The sequence below is a fragment of the Marinobacter persicus genome, assembly GCF_900114155.1.
Lineage (GTDB): Bacteria > Pseudomonadota > Gammaproteobacteria > Pseudomonadales > Oleiphilaceae > Marinobacter > Marinobacter persicus.
In genome coordinates, this window is the sequence record NZ_FOSC01000010.1 from 149,268 (window position 1) to 168,461 (window position 19,194).

The following is a 19,194-nucleotide window of genomic DNA, read 5'->3' on the forward strand; positions in this document are numbered from 1 at the left end:
TTGACTGTTTTGGTGGGTCAATCCATACTTCGCTGAATGATTTCCGACCGATTGTACTGCCGGGGCTGACTTATGAAGCTGACCACAAAAGGCCGCTATGCGGTCACCGCGATGCTTGACCTCGCCCTTCATGCAACCGAGGGGCCCGTCAGCCTGGCGGACATTTCCGCCCGCCAGGAGATTTCGCTGTCATACCTGGAGCAGTTGTTTTCCCGCCTGCGCCGCCACAGTCTGGTGATCAGCGTGCGGGGTCCGGGCGGTGGCTATCGCCTGAGCCGTTCCGCGGATGAAGTCTTTATTGCCGAGGTGGTGGATGCGGTCAGCGAATCTCTGGACACGACCCGTTGCGGCAATAAAGGCGATTGCCAGAATGGCGAGAAATGTCTGACGCACCATCTCTGGTCGGATCTCAGTGATCGCATCCATAATTTTCTCAGCGAGATCAGCCTTGGCGACCTGATGCGCAAGCGCGAGATTCGTAACGTGGCGGACCGCCAGAATCAGAAACAGTCGGAGGCCGTCAATACCCGCCGGCTGATCGACCAGGCGTCCGCCTGACCACTCACAGCTCGAACTCCAACCATGATGAAAAAGCCCGTCTATCTGGATTACGCGGCCACAACGCCCGTTGACCCCGCCGTTGCCGAAGAGATGATGAACTACCTGACCCCTGACGGGGTGTTTGGTAATCCCGCTTCCCGAACCCACAGTTATGGCTGGCAGGCTGAAGCTTCCGTTGAGAGCGCGCGTCGGCAGGTGGCTGACCTGATTCACGCCGATCCCCGGGAAATTGTCTGGACCTCGGGCGCCACCGAGTCTGACAACCTGGCCATCAAGGGCGTGGCGGCGTTGCATGAGAGTCCGCATATCGTAACCTCCACGATAGAACACAAGGCGGTTGTAGACACCTGTGCCTGGCTGGAGACTCGTGGTGTTCAGGTTGCCTGGCTGAGGCCGGATGCCGATGGCAGGGTATCGCCGCAACAGGTGGTTGATGCGCTGCAGGAGAACACCGTGCTGGTCAGCCTGATGCTGGCCAATAATGAACTCGGCTGTGTCACGGATATCGCCACCATTGGTAGGCACTTGCGGGAGCGCGGCGTGCTGCTGCATGTGGACGCTGCGCAGGCTGCCGGCAAGATGCCGGTGGATGTTCATGCCCTGAACGTGGATCTGTTATCGCTGTCCGCCCACAAGGTTTATGGCCCGAAAGGTGTGGGCGCCCTGTATGTGCGCCGGGCGCCGGAAGTGCGTATTGAGGCGCAGATGCACGGAGGAGGGCATGAGCGGGGTATGCGCTCGGGGACACTGCCGACTCACCAGATCGTTGGCATGGGCAAGGCGTTCGAGCTGGCCGGGCACCACCTGGAGGAGGAAAGCCGCAGGCTGGAAAATCTGCGTGAGCGCTTCCTGGCGGGTCTGTCGCACCTGGATGGTGTGCATTTTAACGGTAGCCGGGAACACCGGGTGCCGGGAATTGTCAACCTGTCATTCGAAGGCGTGGAAGCCGAATCCATGATGCTTGGATTGCGTCACCTGGCGGTGTCTTCCGGTTCCGCCTGTGCCTCGGCATCGATGGAAGCCTCTTACGTGCTGCGAGGTATCGGTGTGAGTAATGAGCTGGCCCACCGGGCATTACGGTTTTCCCTCGGGCGTTTTACCACCGAAGCGGACGTGGATTTCGCCTGTCAGCAGATCATCGAGGTGGTCGGGCGGCTTCGTTCGCTACGGTAGGCAGTTGTAGCCTTACCGCGTATAATCGCGTTTCCGGATTTTTATCACCCATCAAACTGGAGCAATACCATGGCAAACGAGCGCACGCTCTCCATCATCAAGCCCGACGCAGTCGCCAAAAACGTCATTGGCGAAATCCTGAGCCGCTTTGAAAAGGCCGATCTGAAAATCGTTGCGGCCAAGATGATGCACCTGACCCAGGAGCAGGCTGAAGGTTTCTACGCAGAACACAAGGAACGCCCGTTCTTCAACGATCTGGTGGCTTTCATGACCTCCGGCCCGGTTGTTGTTCAGGTTCTGGAGGGCGAGGGTGCCATCCTGAAAAACCGTGACCTGATGGGTGCCACCAACCCGAAAGAAGCAGAAGCTGGCACTATCCGTGCGGACTTCGCTTCCACTATCGACGCGAACGCGGTTCACGGTTCCGACTCCGCTGAATCAGCCGAGCGTGAAATTGCGTATTTCTTCAATGACAACGAAATCTGCCCGCGCGGCTAAGAGTTCGTTGTTTCAGGGGTGGTTCGCCACCCCTGTATTGGTTATCTGATCGAGGTTATGACATGACGGCTGTTGCCGAAAAGACCAATTTCCTGGGAATGCCGAAAGCCAAGCTGGAGGCTTTCTTTGAGGAAATCGGCGAAAAACGTTTCCGTGCCCAGCAGATCCTGCAGTGGATCCACCAGCGCGGGGTCGATGACTTCGATCAAATGACCAATATGAGCAAGGCCCTGCGGGAGAAGCTCAAGCAGGTCGCTGAAATTCGCGGGCCGGAGGTGATTTACGACGAAACCTCCAAAGATGGCACCCGCAAGTGGGTCATGCGCATGGACAACGGTAACAGCGTTGAAACCGTGCTGATTCCCGATGGCGAGCGTGGCACCCTGTGTGTCTCCTCCCAGATTGGCTGCACCCTCGACTGCACGTTCTGCTCCACTGGCAAACGCGGCTTCAACCGCAACCTGACCGCGGCGGAGATCATCGGTCAGGTGTGGGTGGCCCGGAAAGCCTTCATGCCGTTCGAGCCCGGCCCCGATCGTCCGATTACCAATGTGGTGATGATGGGCATGGGCGAGCCTCTGATGAACTTTGATAACGTAGTGGACGCCATGAACCTCATGATGGAGGACCTGGCCTACGGTATTTCCAAGCGGCGCGTCACCGTCAGCACGTCGGGCGTGGTCCCGGCGCTCGACAGGCTCGGCGACGTTACCGATGTTTCACTGGCCATTTCTCTTCATGCGCCTAATGATGAGTTGCGTAACCAGTTGGTGCCGTTGAATAAAAAGTATCCGATTGCCGAGCTGTTGGCGGCAACGAAGCGTTATATGGCGCGGCTCCCGGACAAGCGCAAAGCAACCATCGAATACACGGTTATTGAAGGTGTGAACGACCAGCCCGAGCATGCTCGTGAGCTGGCCGTGCTGCTTCGGGATCTGCCTTGCAAGATCAATCTGATTCCGTTTAATCCGTTCCCGGAGAGTGATTTTCGCCGGCCGAGCATGAACGCCACCCGCCGTTTCCAGAAAGTGATGAACGAGGCCGGGTACGTGACCACCATTCGAACCACCCGGGGCGACGACATCGATGCCGCCTGCGGGCAACTGGTGGGCCGTGTGGAAGATCGCACGCGCCGCAGTCAGCGTTACATTTCGGTGCAACAGGTGGCTCCGTAAGCGGGAACCCGGTGCTATTCTGGACAAGGTGTTAATAATGGCAAAGGATCGTTCCATGAAACTGACCGGTTTTATCGGTGTCGCCCTGGCACTGATGGTCTCCGGATGTGTGACCACCACCGACAGCCGCTTTGCCCGGGAGGCTGATCGTGACAAGGCGCTGGAGAACTACGTCAAGTTGGCAACGGCCTATATCGGCCAGGGCAATCTGGGTCGTGCGGAGCACCATCTGGACCGGGCACTGGAGATTGACGGAAACTATGCGCCGGCTCTGGCTGCCGAAGGGCTGGTGTACAGTTCGGATGGCGAACAGGAGCTGGCTGAGCGCAGCTTTCGCAAGGCGTTGTCCGAAGACAGCGGATACACCCGGGGGCGCACTTATTATGGCGCTTTCCTGTATTCCCAGCGCCGCTTCGAAGAGGCGCGGGATCAGTTCAGCATGGCATCCCGCGACACCGAGTACGAGGACCGCGGCAGCGTTTTCTTTAACCTGGGAATGACTGAAGAGCGTCTTGGGAATCTGCAGGAGGCGGAAGACGCGTTTCGCAGGGCCGTCGAGCTGACCCGGGGTGAACCCCGGTCCCTGCTGTCATTGTCCCGGGTACTGGTGGAACAGCGGGACTATTCCGGAGCTTCCCGTTACTACAGCAGACTGCAGAGCGTCATTAGTGGTAGTACGCGGCACAGCCACTCGCCGGAAAGCCTGTTGATCGGTGTGAAAATTGCTCGCCATTTCGGCGATCAGGATCAGGAAGCCAGCATGGCCATGATGCTGAAAAATGAATTTCCCGAATCTGTCGAATACCAACAATACAAGGTTCTGATTGCCAATGAGCGGTGAGGAGCGGCCAAAGCCAACAGCACAACCCGTCGGTCATCAACTTCGTCGGGCCAGGGAAGCTCTCGGGCTGGATATATCGGCGATTGCCGACCAGCAACATCTGAGGGTCTCGATCATTCAGGCCATCGAGAAGGGTGACTACAGCAAGATTGATACAGAGCTTTTCCTGAAGGGCTATGTAAGGGCGTACGCCAAGCAGGTCGGTCTGGATGGCGATGCGATCATTCGTGATCTGGATATCGAGCTGGAACCGCGTCGCAAGGAGCGGGAGCGTCAGTTGGAAGCCGATCCCCTGGTGGATATTGAAAGGCGGAAAAGACGCAAGCGTCGTCTGGCCAAGAGCGTGGTTGCACTGGTGATTCTGGGTGCGTTGGCCGTGGGCATTTCGACCTATATGGCGGAAAACAATCAGGCGCTGCCGTTTGGCGACCAGGCGGATGTGGCAGCGCCTGAAGAAGAACGGGACAATGGGGACGGTCAGCCAGAGCCACTGCCGGAAGCCGATGATGCCCCTGATGAGCGCACTGCCCAACCGGAATCCGAGCCGTTAAACGAGCCGTCTGATGAGTTGCCAGTTGGTGGTGCGGAAGATGAGCCGGTGGAGGCACTGGCCGGGCAGCCCGACACGCAAGCGGAGTCGTCGGCCGTTGTCGACGAGCCGCAGCCGGTGGACGTTGAAAACCTCGAGCCAGTGGCGGAAGACACGACCGTGGCGGAGCCCGACGAGCCACCAGTGATCGACCCACAGCCGGTGAAGGAATCCGCACAACCGGCGGCCGATGAGAACGTTCCGGCTTCCACCGGTGCCGAACTGGTGATGACCTTTAACGATGATTGCTGGGTGCAGGTCACCGATGCAGAGGGTAACCGGCTGGCCAGCACGTTGCAGACCAACGGTGACGAGTTGCGCCTTGAAGGTGTCGCCCCCATGAATGTCATCATTGGTGCCATGAGTGCGGTTGACTCGATTCGGTTCCAGGGCGAGACGGTTGAGCTTGATAATATTCGAACGGTAAATAACAGGGCTCAGTTTACCCTTGAGCCCTGAGCCTGTATGCGCGAACAGATGGTTGGTTGTTGTCCATGAAACATGAATCTCCGATTAAGAGACGCGAATCCCGCCGGATCATGGTGGGCGATGTGCCCGTTGGTGGTGGTGCGCCCATTGCCGTACAGAGCATGACCAACACCAATACCTGTGATGTGGAAGCCACGGTGGCACAGATTCGTGCCATCCAGGAGGCCGGTGCCGATATCGTCCGGGTTTCAGTGCCGTCCATGGAGGCGGCCGAGGCGTTCGGCAGGATCCGGCAGCAGGTCAGCCTGCCAATGGTGGCGGATATCCATTTTGATTACAAGATTGCCCTTCGGGTGGCGGAACTTGGTGTGGACTGCCTGCGCATCAACCCGGGCAATATCGGTCGTGATGACCGGGTCAGTGCGGTGATCAGTGCAGCCCGCGACCGCGGCATTCCCATTCGTATCGGCGTGAACGCCGGTTCCCTGGAAAAAAGTCTGCAGCGTAAATACGGTGAGCCCACGGCGGAAGCGCTGGTGGAATCGGCCATGCGCCACATTGACATCCTTGACCGGCACCAGTTTCCGGATTTCAAGGTCAGCCTGAAAGCCTCCGATGTGTTCATGACCGTGGATGCCTATCGTCAGATTGCATCGCAGATCGAGCAGCCGCTGCATCTGGGCATCACCGAAGCGGGCGGTTTCCGCTCCGGCACGGTGAAATCCTCCGTGGGCCTGGGTATGTTGTTGATGGACGGCATTGGCGATACCATCCGTGTCTCGCTGGCGGCTGATCCCGTTCAGGAGATCAAGGTTGGTTTTGATATTCTCAAGAGCCTGCGTCTTCGCAGCCGGGGCATCAACTTTATTGCCTGCCCGAGTTGTTCCCGGCAGAATTTCGATGTTATCCAGACCATGAACGATCTTGAAGCCCGGCTTGAAGACGTCAATACATCCATGGACGTGGCCATTATTGGTTGTATCGTGAATGGTCCCGGCGAAGCCAAGGTAGCGGATCTGGGCCTGACCGGCGGCAGTCCGAAGAATCTGCTGTATCTGGATGGCAAGCCAAACCAGAAGCTGGACAACGCCACACTGACCGATGACCTGGAACGGTTGATTCGCGAAAAAGTGGCCGAGCGCCAGCAGCAGGAAGAGTCTCTAATCGCGCGTTCTGGCGACTGAACATTTCCAAACACCACTATTCATCTGGTAAATCAGGGTTTTAACTTGGCAAAAATCAAGGCAATCCGGGGGATGAACGACATTCTCCCGGACCAGACGCCGGTCTGGCAGTATGTTGAATCAACGGTAAGGAAGGTATTGGGGCAGTACGGGTATCAGGAAATCCGCATGCCTATTGTTGAACAGACAGAATTGTTCAAGCGCTCCATTGGCGAAGTAACCGACATTGTTGAAAAAGAAATGTACACCTTCGAGGATCGCAACGGCGACAGCCTGACCCTGCGTCCTGAAGGCACCGCCGGTTGCGTGCGCGCGGCCGAGGAACACGGTCTGCTGTTCAACCAGACTCGCCGGCTTTGGTACACCGGCCCGATGTTTCGCCATGAACGCCCTCAAAAAGGCCGCTACCGTCAGTTTCACCAGATTGGCGTGGAATGTTTTGGTATGGCCGGTCCGGACATCGATGCCGAATTGCTGATACTGACCGCCCGGCTATGGTCCGCGCTGGGGTTGACGGGCCACGCTCGCCTGGAAATCAACTCCATTGGTACCAGTGAGTCCCGCAAGGTATACCGGGAAGCGCTGGTGGCTTACCTGCAGCAGTATAAAGACCGGTTGGACGAAGACAGCCAGCGCCGCCTGGAAACAAATCCGTTACGGATTCTGGACAGTAAAGACCCGGCTACCCGCGAAGTTCTGGTAAATGCGCCTGTACTGGACGATTACCTGGACGAAGAATCCCGCAACCACTTCAGCCAGCTTAAAGCTTTGCTGGACGCCGCCGGCGTCGCCTACACCGTAAACCCGGCACTGGTGCGTGGATTGGATTATTACGGCAAGACAGTCTTCGAATGGATTACCGACAGCCTGGGGGCCCAGGGCACTATTTGCGCCGGGGGGCGGTACGATGGCCTGGTCCAGCAGCTTGGTGGCAAGCCTACCGATGCGGTTGGTTTTGCCATGGGCATCGAACGCCTGATCCTGCTGCTGGAGACGCTGGAGCTGGTTCCCGACTACGTAAACAACCAGGCGGACATTTATGTCACCGCCATGGGCGACATCGCCACTGCGCCAGCCCTGGCGTTGGCCGAGGATCTGCGAACTGCCATGCCGTCAGCCGTGGTGGTTGGCCATTGCGGTGGTGGCAGCTTCAAGAGCCAGATGAAGAAAGCCGACCGCAGTGGTGCCCGTTACGCGGTGATTCTCGGCGAAAACGAAATCAGGAATCAGACAGCCGGGCTCAAGCCTCTGCGTGACGACCAGCCGCAGCGGGAAGTGCCTCAGGCAGAGCTGGCAGCGGAACTGGCCAAACTGGTCTGACGCCATGCCGGCAAAGATCAAACGTATAAAAACTGACAGGAGTGTTCATGGCTGAGTTGCGCACCGAAGAAGAGCAAATCCAGGCTATCAAAGACTGGTGGAAGAGAAATGGCAGCTCGCTGCTGATTGGTATCGGTGCGGCCCTGGCCATTGTCTTTGGCTGGCAGGGGTGGCAGAACCACCAGGCACAGCAAAGAGCTGAGGCGGCGAAGGAGTTTGCCAACCTGCTCAACGCTGCTTCTGCCGGTGATGATCAGGAAACCGTGTCGTTTGTTGCGCAAACCCTGCGCAATGATTACACCGACAGCGCCTATGCGATCTATGGCAACCTGGTTCTGGCCCGTCAGCAGATGATGGTTTCGGATGACCCTGAGGCGGCCATTGAGTCGCTTGACTGGGCATTGTCCCAGGCCAGCGATTATCCGGCACTGACCAACGTCATCCGCAACCGTCTGGCCCGTGCTCAACTTGCCGCGGGCAACCATGACGCTGCCCTGGCCACTGTGGATCAGGCCGGTGCCTCTGACGCCTTCGGTCCGATTTTCTCTGAGCTGCGAGGTGATATCCAGCTTGCAAAGGGGGATCGCGATGCTGCCCGCCAGGCCTATTTGCAGGCCCGGGAGCAGGGCGGCCAGAACAGCAGTATTCTTGAATTGAAATTGTCCGACCTCGGTGTCGGAGGTGATGCATGATGTTGACCCGAGCGTTCAGGCAACGGGCGTTGGCGCCGCTGGTTTCCGGACTGGTGTTGGTTCTTGCCGGCTGTAGCTCCAATGAGATCATCGAGCAGCCGGACCCGGTGCCGGACATCGACGAGAGTGTTGAGCTTGACCGGGTCTGGCACACCTCTGTGGGCGATGGACACGATGACGAGTTCCTGCAGTTGTCTCCTGTTTATAATGGCAATGTCATTTACGCGGCGTCCGCCGATGGCATCATCAAGTCGGTAAATCCGGAAAATGGTGATACCCGTTGGACCACTGAACTGGACGAACGTATTTTCGCCGGTCCCGGCGCGGATGGCGGACAGGTGTATGTGGTAACCCGCGATGCCGAATTGATTGCCCTCGCGAACGATGGTTCCGGCGAGCAGTGGCGGGTGTCGTTGCCCACCGAGGCCATTGCCTCGCCACAGTCGAACGGCTCGCTGGTTGCCGTCCAAACCATCGATGGCCGCCTGATGGCCTTCGATACCGGTGATGGTGAGGGCCTGTGGCAGTATGAGGCGCAAGTGCCGGTGTTGACCATGAGGACCACGGCCGCGCCCCTGGTGGGTGGTGATATCGTGATCGCCTCGTTTGCCAACGGCCGGATGGTTGCGCTGTCGGCAGAGGCGGGTCAGCCAATCTGGCAATACCAGGTGGGTCAGCCCCAGGGTCGCACCGAACTGGAGCGGCTGGTGGATATTGGGGGTCAACCGCTGGTTCTTGACTCCGCGGTGATGGTGGCTGGCTACCAGGGCAAGCTCGCGCTGGTGGACATCCGTTCAGGCCAGGAAATCTGGAGCCGACCGGCGTCCAGCTTCAATGGTCCCGCCATTGGTGGTGGTAACATTTACCTCTCGGACGCTAACGGCGATGTGGTGGCGCTGCGCGGCAGTGACCGCCGGGAAATCTGGGTTCAGGATAATCTGTCCTGGCGGCAACTGACACGCCCGGCGGTTTCGGGTGAATTTGTGGTGGTTGGCGACTACGAGGGTTACCTTCACGTCCTTGCCCAGGAGGATGGCTCTCTGGTGGGCCAGGAACATGTGGACAGTGACGGCCTGCGGGTACCGGTACAGGTGCTTCGTAACGGCGACATTCTTGTGTACAGCAACGACGGAGACCTGGCCAGCTACAGGCTCCGGCAGGACGACTGACTATTATGACACCAGTGATTGCCCTTGTCGGGCGTCCCAACGTTGGCAAGTCCACTCTGTTCAACCAGATGACCCGCTCGCGGGATGCCCTGGTGGCGGACTTTCCCGGCCTGACCCGTGATCGCAAGTATGGCGAAGGCTATAACGAAGGCCAGAAGTTCATCGTCATTGATACCGGCGGCCTGACCGGAGATGAAGCCGGGCTCGATGCGGAGATGGCTCGCCAGTCCCTGCAGGCCATAGAGGAGGCCGACATCGTTCTGTTCCTGGTGGACGGCCGCGCTGGCCTGACCGCCGGTGATGAAATGATTGCGGATCACCTGCGCCGTTCCGGCAAGAAGGCCCATCTTGTGGTCAACAAGACAGATGGCCAGGATCCGGATGTGGCGGCCGCGGATTTCTACAGCCTCGGTTTTGATTCCAACTTTCTGATTGCCGCGGCCCACAACCGGGGCATTCGCTCGATGCTGGCTGAGTTGTTGCCGGAGCCGGAAAATCCGGAGGAAGAAGATCGGGCTGACCGTTACCCGGGTATCCGGATCGGTGTGGTGGGCCGACCCAATGTCGGTAAATCCACCCTCGTCAACCGCATGCTCGGAGAAGACCGGGTGGTGGTGTACGACATGCCGGGCACCACCCGGGATAGTGTCTATATCCCCTATGAGCGTCATGGTGAGCAATATACACTGATCGACACTGCCGGTGTTCGGCGCCGCAAGAATGTTAATGAGGCGGTCGAGAAATTTTCCATCATCAAGACCCTGCAGGCCATTGATGATGCCCATGTGGTAATTCTGGTGATTGATGCCCGTCAGGGGCTGGTAGACCAGGATATGCACCTGATCGGCTTCGTGCTGGATGCGGGCCGGTCGCTGGTGATCGCCGTCAATAAATGGGACGGCATGGACCCGGATGACCGGGCCCGGGTCAAGGAACAGATTGCCCGTCGCCTGGATTTTCTGGATTACGCTGACAAGTACTACATTTCAGCACTGCACGGGACAGGTGTGGGCACCATGTACGAGTCTGTGCATGCCTGCTATGACTCGGCGATGGCAAAGTGGCCGACCAACCGCCTGACCGCGCTGTTGCAGGATGCGGTGGCGCAACATCAGCCTCCGATGGTCCATGGCCGTCGTATCAAGCTGCGCTATGCCCATCAGGGCGGCTCCAATCCGCCGGTGATTGTTGTGCACGGTAACCAGGTTGATGCCTTGCCAGGGGCTTACAAGCGGTATCTGGAAAACACTTTCCGCAAGGTTCTGAAGGTGGTGGGTTCGCCAATTCGGTTTGAATTCCGCTCCAGCGAAAACCCCTACGCGGGCAAGGTGGATCGTCGTACGCCAAGACAGAAAGTAAAACAGGATAACGACCAGAAAAAGGGCCGTCGCGTTAAAAAAGCCCGCCAGAAAAGCGTCAAGCGCTAAGCCTCAGACAATATCCGGGGTGTAACGGGCGTAGGCACTTTTGCCGCTGCGCTTGGCTTTATACATCGCGGTGTCGGCATAACGCAGCAGGCTGCCGATGTCGTCTGAGTCTGTCGGGAAGGTGGCAATACCAATGCTGGTGGTGACCATTACTTCCTGATCGGCCAGTTGGTAAGGGGCAGCAAAAGTTTCCAAAATCCGCTCTGCCACCTGGCAGGGCGCGTCCGGGTCGGACAGGCCCGGCAGAATCACCAGAAATTCGTCTCCTCCCAGCCTGGCCACCGTGCTGGCCCCCCGCAAACAACTGGACACTCGCCGAGAGGCCTCTATCAACAGAGTATCCCCGGCATCGTGTCCGAGTGTGTCATTGATCTGTTTGAAGTTGTCGAGGTCCAGAAACATCAAGCCGACTTCGGTTTTGTCCCGGCGCGACTGGGCCAGGGCGAGCTTCAGGCGATCCATGGCGAGCATCCGGTTGGGGAGGCCGGTCAGGATGTCGTAATTGGCCTGTCGGAGCAGTTGCTGTTCGTAACGTTTGCGGATGCTGATGTCTTCGCCAACGATCAGATAGCCGTTGATTTCGCCGTTTGCATCCTTGATGGTGGTAATCACCAACTGCTCCCAGTACCGCTCGCCATTACGCCTGAGACTGTTGATTTCGCCCTGCCATACGCCAACACGCTGCACCTGCAATTTCACCCCTTGCCAGAATCGCCGGTCGTGGTGGCTGCTCAGTTCCTGGTTTATGACCGCTGACGGATGCTGTCCGACAATGTTTGCGGCCTGGTGCCCAGTCAGTTGAGCGAATTTAAGGTTGGCGTATTCGATACGCCAGTGCTTGTCGCAGATCAGTACCGAAGACGGACTTTGCTCAATGGCCTTGGAAAACTTGAGAATGTCTTTCGCATCTCGCTCCCGGCGCTCCACGTCTTCATTCAACCGCTCTCGCATGTCGTTGATGGCCTCGGTAACCAGGCCCAGTTCATCCTGTCGATTGGCCCGGGTGTCAGGCCGGTCAAGCACCAGGGGATTTGACAGATTCTGTAGTGACAGGTCGCGGGCATAATCCGCCATGGCGGTGAGATGCCGGGTGACCAGGTAACGGAAAATCCAGAGACTCAGGATGGCAACAATAAACACCGTCAGGAACTGGCTGCCTATGATCATGCCAACCCGTCGCTGAAGGTCGGAATACAGTCGATTGGTGTTGGCGCTGATGGTCAGCTCCCCCAACAGAACTTTCTCGCCGCTGTTGTGAAAGAGCGGGAAGCTATGGGTGAGGGTGTCGTGCCGGGGTGGCAGTGAGCCCATAACCAGTTCGGAGTCCGGTTCAATGCGCAAGCGCAGGTGATCAATGTCCGGCAAGCCGAGAATGCCTTCGAGTTGCGTTTGAATGGATTGATCGTCCAGTGCCCACAGGCTGCGGGCCAGGCTCGACCGGGAGCCGGATTCAATGCGTTCCAGGCTTTCGCGGATTTCGCCCAGATCGGTTCGGTAGTCGAAGTAGATCTGCATACCGGAGGTCAGCAGGGTAAAGGCAGAGCTGAACAGAAGAATCCACGCCAGCAGCCGGAAAGAAAGGGGCGATGCTGCACGCAGACGCGTTAAAGGCGCTGGTAAGTCTGCCATGATCCCTCTGGTGCCGCGGAAGGTAAACGAACGTTTGATAACAGCCAAACTATAGCAGCAGTTATGGATAAATGCGTGGCGTTTGGCGGCAGGAACGTCCGAAAATTGAAATAACCGCAATTATTGCAAGGGTGAATCACGCTTGATGTAGGTCAATACCGGCAGAATTACGCAGGCGTAACCTGAGGCCAATCAAACATCGTCAGCAAGCAGGAGAAGACGTCATGTATATGGACGCTGTTGTTATTGCCGGAATCGGAACCGTAGTATTGATGCTGGGCTTTTTCGTAGGGGTAGGCATCTTCGTGATGAAAGATCAGAAGAACCATAAGCACGATAGTGCCGGGAAGTAACTCAGATAGGATTCAAAAGACGTTGAGGCGGTAGTTGGGATTTCACTGCTGCCTCAAGCTTGGGAAAAAATTGGCGTCCCCTAGGGGGTTCGAACCCCTGTTGCCGCCGTGAAAGGGCGGAGTCCTAGGCCACTAGACGAAGGGGACGCAACGTTTTCAAAAGCTTGCCTCGTCGAGGTGGTGCGTATACTAATTAGCGCGCCGGGGGCTGTCAACGTTTTTTTCAACAAAAATTCAGGTTTTTGTGCTGTCGGCAAGAGCATCCTTCAGTTGCGGATACCTGAACTCGAATCCCCCCTCCTGAAGCCTCTGTGGAATCGCCTGCTGGCCAGTCAGCAAAAGCCTCGCCATTTCTCCAAGTGCTATCTTGAGGACCGGTGCCGGCACGGGAAAAATTGCTGGCCGGTTCAGAACCCCCGCAAGTGTCCTGGTAAATTCCCGGTTGGTCACCGGATTCGGGCTGACCATGTTGTAGGGCCCCGCAGCCGTTTCCGTCTCGAGCATCCAGATCAAGCCATTCACCACATCCGCACGATGCACCCAGGGCATATATTGCTCGCCACTGCCGAGCCTGCCACCCAGCCCCAGCTTGAATGGCGGCAGCATGCGCTGCAAAAAGCCGCCTCCGGGGCCAGCAACCACGCCGGTACGGGAAAGGCAGACGCGCACCCCGTGCTGTTCGAGCGCCAGGGCTTCCTGCTCCCAGTCCCGACACAGGCGGTGGGTGAATTCATCGTGGGGTTCGGTTTGCTCGGTAACCAGGTTCCTGCCCTGGTCACCATAGAAGCCCACCGCCGAGCCGGAGACTAGTGTCCCCGGCAGGCGCTCCCATGATCGAACAACACCAGCCAATTGGTGGGTCAGGTCAATACGGCTGCTTCTAAGTGCTTGTTTGCGGCTGTCTGTCCAGCGCTTGTCGGCAATGCCTTCCCCGGCCAGATTGATAATGCCATCGAAGCCCGAATGGTTTCGCAGTGCTTCAAGCTCATTGACCACCTCAACCCGCCCACACAAGGAACGAACGGTGTCGGCGGGCTGTCGGCTGAGTACCGTCAGTGAGTAACCCCTGCTGGTCAGTTCCCGACAAAGCTCTTTGCCAATGAAGCCGGTGCCACCGGTTACCAGGATCTGCTTGTCCATTGTTCGTTCCCTGTATGGTTGGTGAAGGAGGGATGTCTGAGAAAGAGACTAGCTCAATTCTTCCAAGACGACGTCCCGAATGGCGTCTCCCAGTCTCGGGTTCATGCCGATGGGGTCCGCAAGCCGAATATGAACCTGGTGCTGTTGCTCCAGTTCATCGATCATCGCGGGCACGTCCTTGCGCAAATGCCGTCCGGCCGCGAGAAACAGGGGGACAATGGTAAAACGCTCAACGCCCCGATGCTTGCCATCGGCAATCACGCTGTCCAGAGATGGTTCGGCCAGCTCCATGTAAGCAATGGCAGAGTTTTCCACGGACTGCAGGGTCGGTTCTGCGAGCTTTTCGAACGTTTCGCACCAGCGCTTGTCGCTACTGCCGTGAGCCAGCAAAATAACCTGACTGGAATCAGACATCATCTCGTCCTCATTGTGGTTCATGATTGAATTTTTTCTCGCTAGTTAGCACTGTACGATGAATGTCTCCGAAATGTATCAGGGAGTGCCTGTATGTTCGATTGGAAAGAGCTTCTGGATTTCTGGTTCGGGCCATTGGACGATCAGGGGCTACCTGACGCCGAGCACCGTAATCGCTGGTTTCGCAGCAGCCGCGCCTTCGACCAGGAAATCCGCCGGCGTTTTCTGTCGCTGGTGCTGTTTGCCTCGGAGCAGGGGCTGGAGCATTGGCGCAAGGAGGCAGGTGGGGCACTGGCGGAGATCATTCTTCTGGATCAGTTCACCCGGAACATCTATAGGGGGGGTGCGATGGCCTTTGATAACGATGCTCTGGCTCGCACGCGATGCCGGCAGGCCATGAACCGGGGTCTGGACCTGAGATTGCCGGCCATCCAGCGGGCCTTTCTGTACATGCCGCTGCAGCACTCTGAAAAGCTCGAAGACCAGAAAGAGGCCGTGGCGTGTTATCAACAGCTTGCGGCCACCCATGAAGGACTGTTGGGGGAGTTTCTGGGCAGCTTCGAGAAATCGGCGAAGGATCACCTGGCAGTGATCGAGCGGTTCGGCCGCTTTCCTCATCGAAACCAGGCGCTTGGTCGAACCTCAACAGAAGAGGAGCTGGAGTACCTGAAAGGAGGGCATCGGTTCGGGCAATGAAATTTTTCTGAAAAAAGTGTTGACGCCCCGCCGGTTATCAGTAGAATACGCAGCCGTTGAGAGGCAACGCCCTCAGACAACCAAGCGGGAATAGCTCAGTTGGTAGAGCACAACCTTGCCAAGGTTGGGGTCGCGAGTTCGAATCTCGTTTCCCGCTCCAGATTTAAGAAAAAACCCGGCCTCCGTGCCGGGTTTTTTCGTTTCTGCCTCAGGAGTCGTGATCACGATGCCTTTACTTACTCTGGATAAGATCTCTCTCGCCTACGGTATGCACCCGTTGCTGGATGAAGCGTCACTGGTTATCGAAGCCGGTGAGCGCGTCAGTCTGCTCGGGCGAAATGGCGAGGGGAAATCCACACTACTGAAGATCATCAGCGGCGAGGTGGTGCCGGACGGCGGTATCGTTCGTCTGGAGGAGGGCGCAGTGTTGGCGGTTTTGCCGCAGACACTGCCGTCAAATGATCAGCGTAGCGCTTACGACGTGGTGGCTTCCGCCTTTCCGGAAACCGGTGACCTGCTGACCGAATTCCATCACCTCTCTCAGCAGGGTGATGAGGCGTCACTGGACCGTATGATGAAGGTGCAGGAACGCCTGGAGGCACTGGATGGCTGGCGGCTTGACCAGAAAGTCACCACCATTCTTGCGCAGTACGGTGTAGACCCGGACCAGACCCTGGATACGCTTTCCGGCGGCTGGCAGCGGCGTGTTCTGCTAGCGAAGGCATTGGTGGTTGATCCGGATATTCTGCTGCTCGATGAGCCGACAAACCATCTGGATGTGCCCGCCATTGCCTGGCTTGAAGAGGCGCTGGGCCAATTCCGCGGCGCTATGTTGTTCGTCAGTCACGACCGGGCGTTTATCCGTCGTATGGCCACTCGAGTGGTTGAGCTTGATCGAGGTCAGTTAGTCAGTTTTTCAGCAAGTTATGATAAGTACCTTGAGCTTAAGGAAAAAGCGCTGGAAGAAGAAGAGCGTCAGAACGCACTGTTCGACAAACGCCTGAAGCAGGAAGAGGCTTGGATACGCCAGGGTATCAAGGCCCGGCGTACCCGGAATATGGGCCGGGTGCGTGCGCTCAAATCCATGCGCGAGGAGCATCGCCAGCGCCGTGTGCGCACGGGTACCGCCAGTTTTGCGGTCGAGGAAGCGGCCAAATCCGGAAAACTGGTTGCCGAGGCCAGAGAGGCGGGCTTCGCCTATCCTGATGGTCGTCGCATCGTCAAAGACATGAACCTGACGGTGTTGCGTGGCGACAAAATTGGTCTGGTGGGTGAAAACGGTACCGGTAAAACCACGCTGGTACGGCTGTTGTTGGGCGAGCTCGCTCCGACCGAGGGCAATATTCGCCTGGGTACCAATCTGCAGGTGGCGTATTTTGACCAGTTGCGTGGCGAGCTCGATCTGGAGCGCAACGCGCTTGATAACCTGGCCGAAGGGCGGGAATTTATTGACATCAACGGTCAGAGTAAACACGTCCTGGGGTATCTGCAGGAATTCCTGTTTACTCCCGAGCGTGCCCGCTCTCCGGTCAGTGTGTTTTCCGGTGGCGAGCGGGCCCGTCTGTTGCTGGCCAAGCTGTTCAGCAAGCCGGCGAATATTCTGGTGCTGGATGAGCCCACCAACGACCTGGACGTGGAAACGCTCGAATTGCTCGAAGAGCAACTGGCCGAGTTCAAGGGCACGGTGGTGATCATCAGTCACGACCGGGAATTCCTGGATAATGTGGTCACAGAGGTCATTTTCCTCGATGGTAGCGGCCAGGTCCGGGAATATGTGGGCGGCTACAGTGACTGGCGTCGGCAGGGGGGGCGGTTCCCGTCTGAAGTCTCTGGCGCGAAAGTGGATAAGCAGGATAAAGGCGACAAAACGGAATCGGTGCCGGAAAAAGGCGCGAAGAAAATCGACGCTTCCAGCAAGGCCCAAGGCAAAAAAACGGCCAAAATGAGCTACAAGCTCAAACGTGAGCTGGAACAGCTGCCAGGGCAGATCGAAACCCTGGAGCAGGAAGTTGCAGAGTTGCACGAACGGATTGGCGCACCGGATTTCTATACCGGGCCATCGGAAGAGGTGTCCGCCACGTTGGCAAAACTGAGCGAAACCGAAGCCAAGCTGGAGCAGGTCATGGAACGCTGGATGGAGCTGGAGGAACAGGCGAATCAATGAACATCAAATATCACTTCCGTTTTCAGGACGGCCGGAGCGCCGAATTCCGGGTAACGACCGATCCCGCTGAAGTGCCGCCCGACCAGGCAGCCCCCGGCTGGGTAAAGCTGGGTCACTGTCAGTGCAGCAACTGCCCGCTGAAGCCCGAGAACAAGGCCCATTGCCCCGCCGCGGTTGCCATGCTGCCGGTGGTGCGGGAGTTTCAGGCACAGGATGCCTACGAAAAAGTGGAAGTGACGGTAACCGATGATCGCCGGGGCTACTTCAAGAATACCTCCCTGGAAGAGGCCTTGCGCTCGCTGCTGGGTCTCAAGATGGCCACCAGTGGTTGTCCGGTGCTGGCTGAACTCAAGCCCATGGCGCTGCATCACCTGCCGTTCGCCAACAGCGAAGAGTTCATCATGCGTAGCGTTGGCGATTACCTGCTTCAACAGCTGTTTGCCAAACGCAATGCCGGTGAGCCGGACTGGGAATTGACCGGGCTGGTCGAGCGCAACAAGCGATTGCAACTGGTCAACCAGGCGCTCTGGCAGCGCATTCATGCCCAATGCCAGGGCGATAGCAGTCTGAAAGTGCTGCTGAGCTTTTTCTCAATGGCCTCGAGCGTCAGCGTGTCGCTGGAGAGCCAGCTAAGGAAACTGCAAGCCAAAATGGCCGGGGAAGTGGCCTGAACAGATAGCCCGAAAGCCTGTCTGCATCTGAAGCCGCCGGCACCTACCGGCGGCTTTTTTGGTGCGCCCGGCATGGGCGCACTCCTGGAGGTGCAAGTCCTCCCGTGAGCTGGCCACAGCGAACGAAGTGAAGCGCAACTGCGGAAGGGCGACCGACCGTGGGGAGGAAGCGTGGAGCGTAAACCGTGAGCCGATGAACAAGAATCGGATACGAGGCACTGCCGAGCAGGGCGAGCGGGCCAAAAGTCGCGAAGCTCTTGTGGCCAAGGCGAGGTGGTGTAAATCCGGCGGTTGTGCGGTGAAGGAGTGTGTTCTTACCCGGGGAGATCTCGCCTCATGCCTGAAAGGGCGACGTGGCAACACGGAGCGAGAAGTCAGCAGAGGCCATAGTAGCCGCTTGGTCAGGGCGAAGGGCTGAACGAGAAGGAGCGTCAAACGCCTTGTCGATGAAAACTGTAAGGCATCAGATGCCCGCGCCAGCGGGGCGGGTCGCAACACGGGAAGGTGAAGCCTTGCCGGGCGTGACCAGTGATGAAACAGGACTCCCGCGACGAGAACCGGAGGGCGCAGGGCGAAACCTGCTTGAGCAGGCGTTCGCACGAGAGAATATGCAACGGGCATGGAAGCGCGTGAAGGCCAACAAAGGATCGGCAGGTGTGGACGGGCTGGATATTGCCCAAACCGCGGAACACCTGCGATGGGTGTGGCCGGAGCTTCGCCAGCAACTGCTGAGCGGCTCCTACCAACCACAACCCGTTCGTCGGGTAGGCATCCCGAAACCGGACGGCAGTGAGCGGGAACCGGGAATCCCCACCGTCACCGACCGTCTGATTCAACAGGCATTGTTGCAAGTGCTGCAACCTCTGATTGATCCCACCTTCAGCGAGCACAGCTACGGCTTCCGCCCGGGCCGCCGGGCCCACGATGCGGTGCTGGCTGCGCAACGCTACGCCCAACAGGGTCGCCACATCGTGGTGGACGTTGACCTGTCGAAGTTCTTCGACCGGGTTAACCACGACATCCTGATCGACCGCCTGAAGAAACGCATAAACGACCCCGGAATCATCCG

19 protein-coding genes and 2 tRNA genes are annotated in these 19,194 nt (G+C 58.0%); 17 read left to right on the forward strand and 4 right to left on the reverse strand.

The genetic code is table 11. From position 1 onward, the window contains the following. Positions 1 to 72: 72 nt before the first annotated feature. From iscR to der, 11 genes are all read left to right on the forward strand, one after another. Positions 73 to 558 (forward strand): Fe-S cluster assembly transcriptional regulator IscR, encoded by a 486-nt coding sequence (gene iscR, locus BMZ63_RS12225; protein WP_091705880.1) that lies wholly within the window; start codon positions 73 to 75, stop codon positions 556 to 558. Positions 559 to 585: 27 nt separating this feature from the next. Beyond that, positions 586 to 1,734 (forward strand): IscS subfamily cysteine desulfurase, encoded by a 1,149-nt coding sequence (locus tag BMZ63_RS12230; protein WP_091705916.1) that lies wholly within the window; start codon positions 586 to 588, stop codon positions 1,732 to 1,734. A gap of 69 nt (positions 1,735 to 1,803) precedes the next feature. After that, a complete protein-coding gene (ndk, locus tag BMZ63_RS12235) occupies positions 1,804 to 2,232 on the forward strand; it encodes a nucleoside-diphosphate kinase (RefSeq protein ID WP_091705881.1) in 429 nt (142 codons plus the stop codon). A gap of 62 nt (positions 2,233 to 2,294) precedes the next feature. Next, positions 2,295 to 3,407 (forward strand): dual-specificity RNA methyltransferase RlmN, encoded by a 1,113-nt coding sequence (gene rlmN / locus BMZ63_RS12240; RefSeq protein WP_091705883.1) that lies wholly within the window; start codon positions 2,295 to 2,297, stop codon positions 3,405 to 3,407. Positions 3,408 to 3,444: 37 nt separating this feature from the next. After that, a complete protein-coding gene (gene pilW / locus BMZ63_RS12245; RefSeq protein ID WP_091705885.1) occupies positions 3,445 to 4,248 on the forward strand; it encodes a type IV pilus biogenesis/stability protein PilW in 804 nt (267 codons plus the stop codon). Further along, positions 4,238 to 5,296 carry a RodZ domain-containing protein gene (locus BMZ63_RS12250; RefSeq protein WP_091705887.1) on the forward strand — a complete coding sequence of 353 codons (1,059 nt, stop codon included), beginning with the start codon at positions 4,238 to 4,240 and terminating at the stop codon, positions 5,294 to 5,296. Before pilW ends, BMZ63_RS12250 begins: the two co-directional genes overlap by 11 nt. 35 nt (positions 5,297 to 5,331) lie before the next feature. Continuing rightward, positions 5,332 to 6,450 carry a flavodoxin-dependent (E)-4-hydroxy-3-methylbut-2-enyl-diphosphate synthase gene (gene ispG, locus BMZ63_RS12255; RefSeq protein WP_091705889.1) on the forward strand — a complete coding sequence of 373 codons (1,119 nt, stop codon included), beginning with the start codon at positions 5,332 to 5,334 and terminating at the stop codon, positions 6,448 to 6,450. A gap of 72 nt (positions 6,451 to 6,522) precedes the next feature. Beyond that, positions 6,523 to 7,770 carry a histidine--tRNA ligase gene (gene hisS / locus BMZ63_RS12260; protein WP_373296699.1) on the forward strand — a complete coding sequence of 416 codons (1,248 nt, stop codon included), beginning with the start codon at positions 6,523 to 6,525 and terminating at the stop codon, positions 7,768 to 7,770. 47 nt (positions 7,771 to 7,817) lie between these two features. After that, positions 7,818 to 8,462: a YfgM family protein gene (locus BMZ63_RS12265; RefSeq protein WP_091705892.1), complete on the forward strand. Its 645-nt coding sequence runs from the start codon at positions 7,818 to 7,820 to the stop codon at positions 8,460 to 8,462. Further along, on the forward strand, positions 8,459 to 9,631 hold the full coding sequence (gene bamB, locus BMZ63_RS12270; protein ID WP_091705893.1) for an outer membrane protein assembly factor BamB: 1,173 nt from the start codon (positions 8,459 to 8,461) through the stop codon (positions 9,629 to 9,631). Before BMZ63_RS12265 ends, bamB begins: the two co-directional genes overlap by 4 nt. Before the next feature lie 5 nt (positions 9,632 to 9,636). Beyond that, positions 9,637 to 11,058 (forward strand): ribosome biogenesis GTPase Der, encoded by a 1,422-nt coding sequence (gene der, locus BMZ63_RS12275; RefSeq protein WP_091705895.1) that lies wholly within the window; start codon positions 9,637 to 9,639, stop codon positions 11,056 to 11,058. Positions 11,059 to 11,061: 3 nt separating this feature from the next. On the opposite strand, the gene BMZ63_RS12280 is transcribed toward der, so the two are convergent. Further along, positions 11,062 to 12,687, reverse strand: a complete 1,626-nt coding sequence (locus BMZ63_RS12280) for a diguanylate cyclase domain-containing protein (RefSeq protein WP_091705896.1) — start codon at positions 12,685 to 12,687, stop codon at positions 11,062 to 11,064. A 224-nt stretch (positions 12,688 to 12,911) separates the two neighbouring features. Here BMZ63_RS12280 and ccoM point away from each other — a divergent pair, with 224 nt between their 5' ends. Beyond that, entirely contained in the window at positions 12,912 to 13,040 is a 129-nt protein-coding gene (ccoM, locus tag BMZ63_RS15225; protein ID WP_265013604.1) for a cytochrome c oxidase subunit CcoM, read from the forward strand. A 71-nt stretch (positions 13,041 to 13,111) separates the two neighbouring features. Here the strand turns inward: ccoM and BMZ63_RS12285 are convergent. The 3 genes from BMZ63_RS12285 to BMZ63_RS12295 all read right to left on the reverse strand — a co-directional run bounded on the left by BMZ63_RS12285 (position 13,112) and on the right by BMZ63_RS12295 (position 14,618). Continuing rightward, positions 13,112 to 13,187, reverse strand: a tRNA-Glu gene (locus tag BMZ63_RS12285). 87 nt (positions 13,188 to 13,274) lie between these two features. Then, positions 13,275 to 14,180 (reverse strand): TIGR01777 family oxidoreductase, encoded by a 906-nt coding sequence (locus BMZ63_RS12290; protein ID WP_091705898.1) that lies wholly within the window; start codon positions 14,178 to 14,180, stop codon positions 13,275 to 13,277. Between the two features lie 48 nt (positions 14,181 to 14,228). After that, positions 14,229 to 14,618, reverse strand: a complete 390-nt coding sequence (locus BMZ63_RS12295; RefSeq protein ID WP_227663570.1) for a sirohydrochlorin chelatase — start codon at positions 14,616 to 14,618, stop codon at positions 14,229 to 14,231. Positions 14,619 to 14,687: 69 nt separating this feature from the next. On the opposite strand from BMZ63_RS12295, the gene BMZ63_RS12300 reads away from it, so the two are divergent. The 5 genes from BMZ63_RS12300 to BMZ63_RS12325 form a co-directional block, all read left to right on the forward strand. Beyond that, positions 14,688 to 15,290, forward strand: coding sequence for a DUF924 family protein (locus tag BMZ63_RS12300; RefSeq protein WP_091705900.1), 603 nt, complete (start codon positions 14,688 to 14,690; stop codon positions 15,288 to 15,290). 84 nt (positions 15,291 to 15,374) lie between these two features. Beyond that, positions 15,375 to 15,450 (forward strand) — tRNA-Gly (locus BMZ63_RS12305). Positions 15,451 to 15,516: 66 nt separating this feature from the next. Further along, complete coding sequence (locus tag BMZ63_RS12310) at positions 15,517 to 17,454, forward strand: ATP-binding cassette domain-containing protein (RefSeq protein WP_091705901.1); 1,938 nt, start codon at positions 15,517 to 15,519, stop codon at positions 17,452 to 17,454. Beyond that, entirely contained in the window at positions 17,451 to 18,125 is a 675-nt protein-coding gene (locus tag BMZ63_RS12315) for a DUF6901 family protein (protein ID WP_091705903.1), read from the forward strand. The genes BMZ63_RS12310 and BMZ63_RS12315 overlap by 4 nt, the downstream gene beginning before the upstream one ends. 440 nt (positions 18,126 to 18,565) lie before the next feature. Continuing rightward, the coding region (locus tag BMZ63_RS12325) for a reverse transcriptase domain-containing protein (protein ID WP_244888402.1) at positions 18,566 to 19,194 on the forward strand (629 nt) is incomplete at its 3' end.

What these genes read in the sequence shown, in the direction of transcription:
- BMZ63_RS12280 (WP_091705896.1), bottom strand. Translation starts at nt 12,687, where the DNA reads ATGGCAGACTTACCAGCGCCTTTAACGCGTCTGCGTGCAGCATCGCCC.
- BMZ63_RS12290 (WP_091705898.1), bottom strand. Translation starts at nt 14,180, where the DNA reads ATGGACAAGCAGATCCTGGTAACCGGTGGCACCGGCTTCATTGGCAAA.
- rlmN (WP_091705883.1), top strand. Translation starts at nt 2,295, where the DNA reads ATGACGGCTGTTGCCGAAAAGACCAATTTCCTGGGAATGCCGAAAGCC.
- der (WP_091705895.1), top strand. Translation starts at nt 9,637, where the DNA reads ATGACACCAGTGATTGCCCTTGTCGGGCGTCCCAACGTTGGCAAGTCC.
- iscR (WP_091705880.1), top strand. Translation starts at nt 73, where the DNA reads ATGAAGCTGACCACAAAAGGCCGCTATGCGGTCACCGCGATGCTTGAC.
- BMZ63_RS12310 (WP_091705901.1), top strand. Translation starts at nt 15,517, where the DNA reads ATGCCTTTACTTACTCTGGATAAGATCTCTCTCGCCTACGGTATGCAC.
- BMZ63_RS12250 (WP_091705887.1), top strand. Translation starts at nt 4,238, where the DNA reads ATGAGCGGTGAGGAGCGGCCAAAGCCAACAGCACAACCCGTCGGTCAT.
- BMZ63_RS12265 (WP_091705892.1), top strand. Translation starts at nt 7,818, where the DNA reads ATGGCTGAGTTGCGCACCGAAGAAGAGCAAATCCAGGCTATCAAAGAC.
- ccoM (WP_265013604.1), top strand. Translation starts at nt 12,912, where the DNA reads ATGTATATGGACGCTGTTGTTATTGCCGGAATCGGAACCGTAGTATTG.
- ispG (WP_091705889.1), top strand. Translation starts at nt 5,332, where the DNA reads ATGAAACATGAATCTCCGATTAAGAGACGCGAATCCCGCCGGATCATG.
- ndk (WP_091705881.1), top strand. Translation starts at nt 1,804, where the DNA reads ATGGCAAACGAGCGCACGCTCTCCATCATCAAGCCCGACGCAGTCGCC.
- pilW (WP_091705885.1), top strand. Translation starts at nt 3,445, where the DNA reads ATGGCAAAGGATCGTTCCATGAAACTGACCGGTTTTATCGGTGTCGCC.
- BMZ63_RS12295 (WP_227663570.1), bottom strand. Translation starts at nt 14,618, where the DNA reads ATGAACCACAATGAGGACGAGATGATGTCTGATTCCAGTCAGGTTATT.
- BMZ63_RS12300 (WP_091705900.1), top strand. Translation starts at nt 14,688, where the DNA reads ATGTTCGATTGGAAAGAGCTTCTGGATTTCTGGTTCGGGCCATTGGAC.
- BMZ63_RS12230 (WP_091705916.1), top strand. Translation starts at nt 586, where the DNA reads ATGAAAAAGCCCGTCTATCTGGATTACGCGGCCACAACGCCCGTTGAC.
- BMZ63_RS12315 (WP_091705903.1), top strand. Translation starts at nt 17,451, where the DNA reads ATGAACATCAAATATCACTTCCGTTTTCAGGACGGCCGGAGCGCCGAA.
- hisS (WP_373296699.1), top strand. Translation starts at nt 6,523, where the DNA reads ATGAACGACATTCTCCCGGACCAGACGCCGGTCTGGCAGTATGTTGAA.
- bamB (WP_091705893.1), top strand. Translation starts at nt 8,459, where the DNA reads ATGATGTTGACCCGAGCGTTCAGGCAACGGGCGTTGGCGCCGCTGGTT.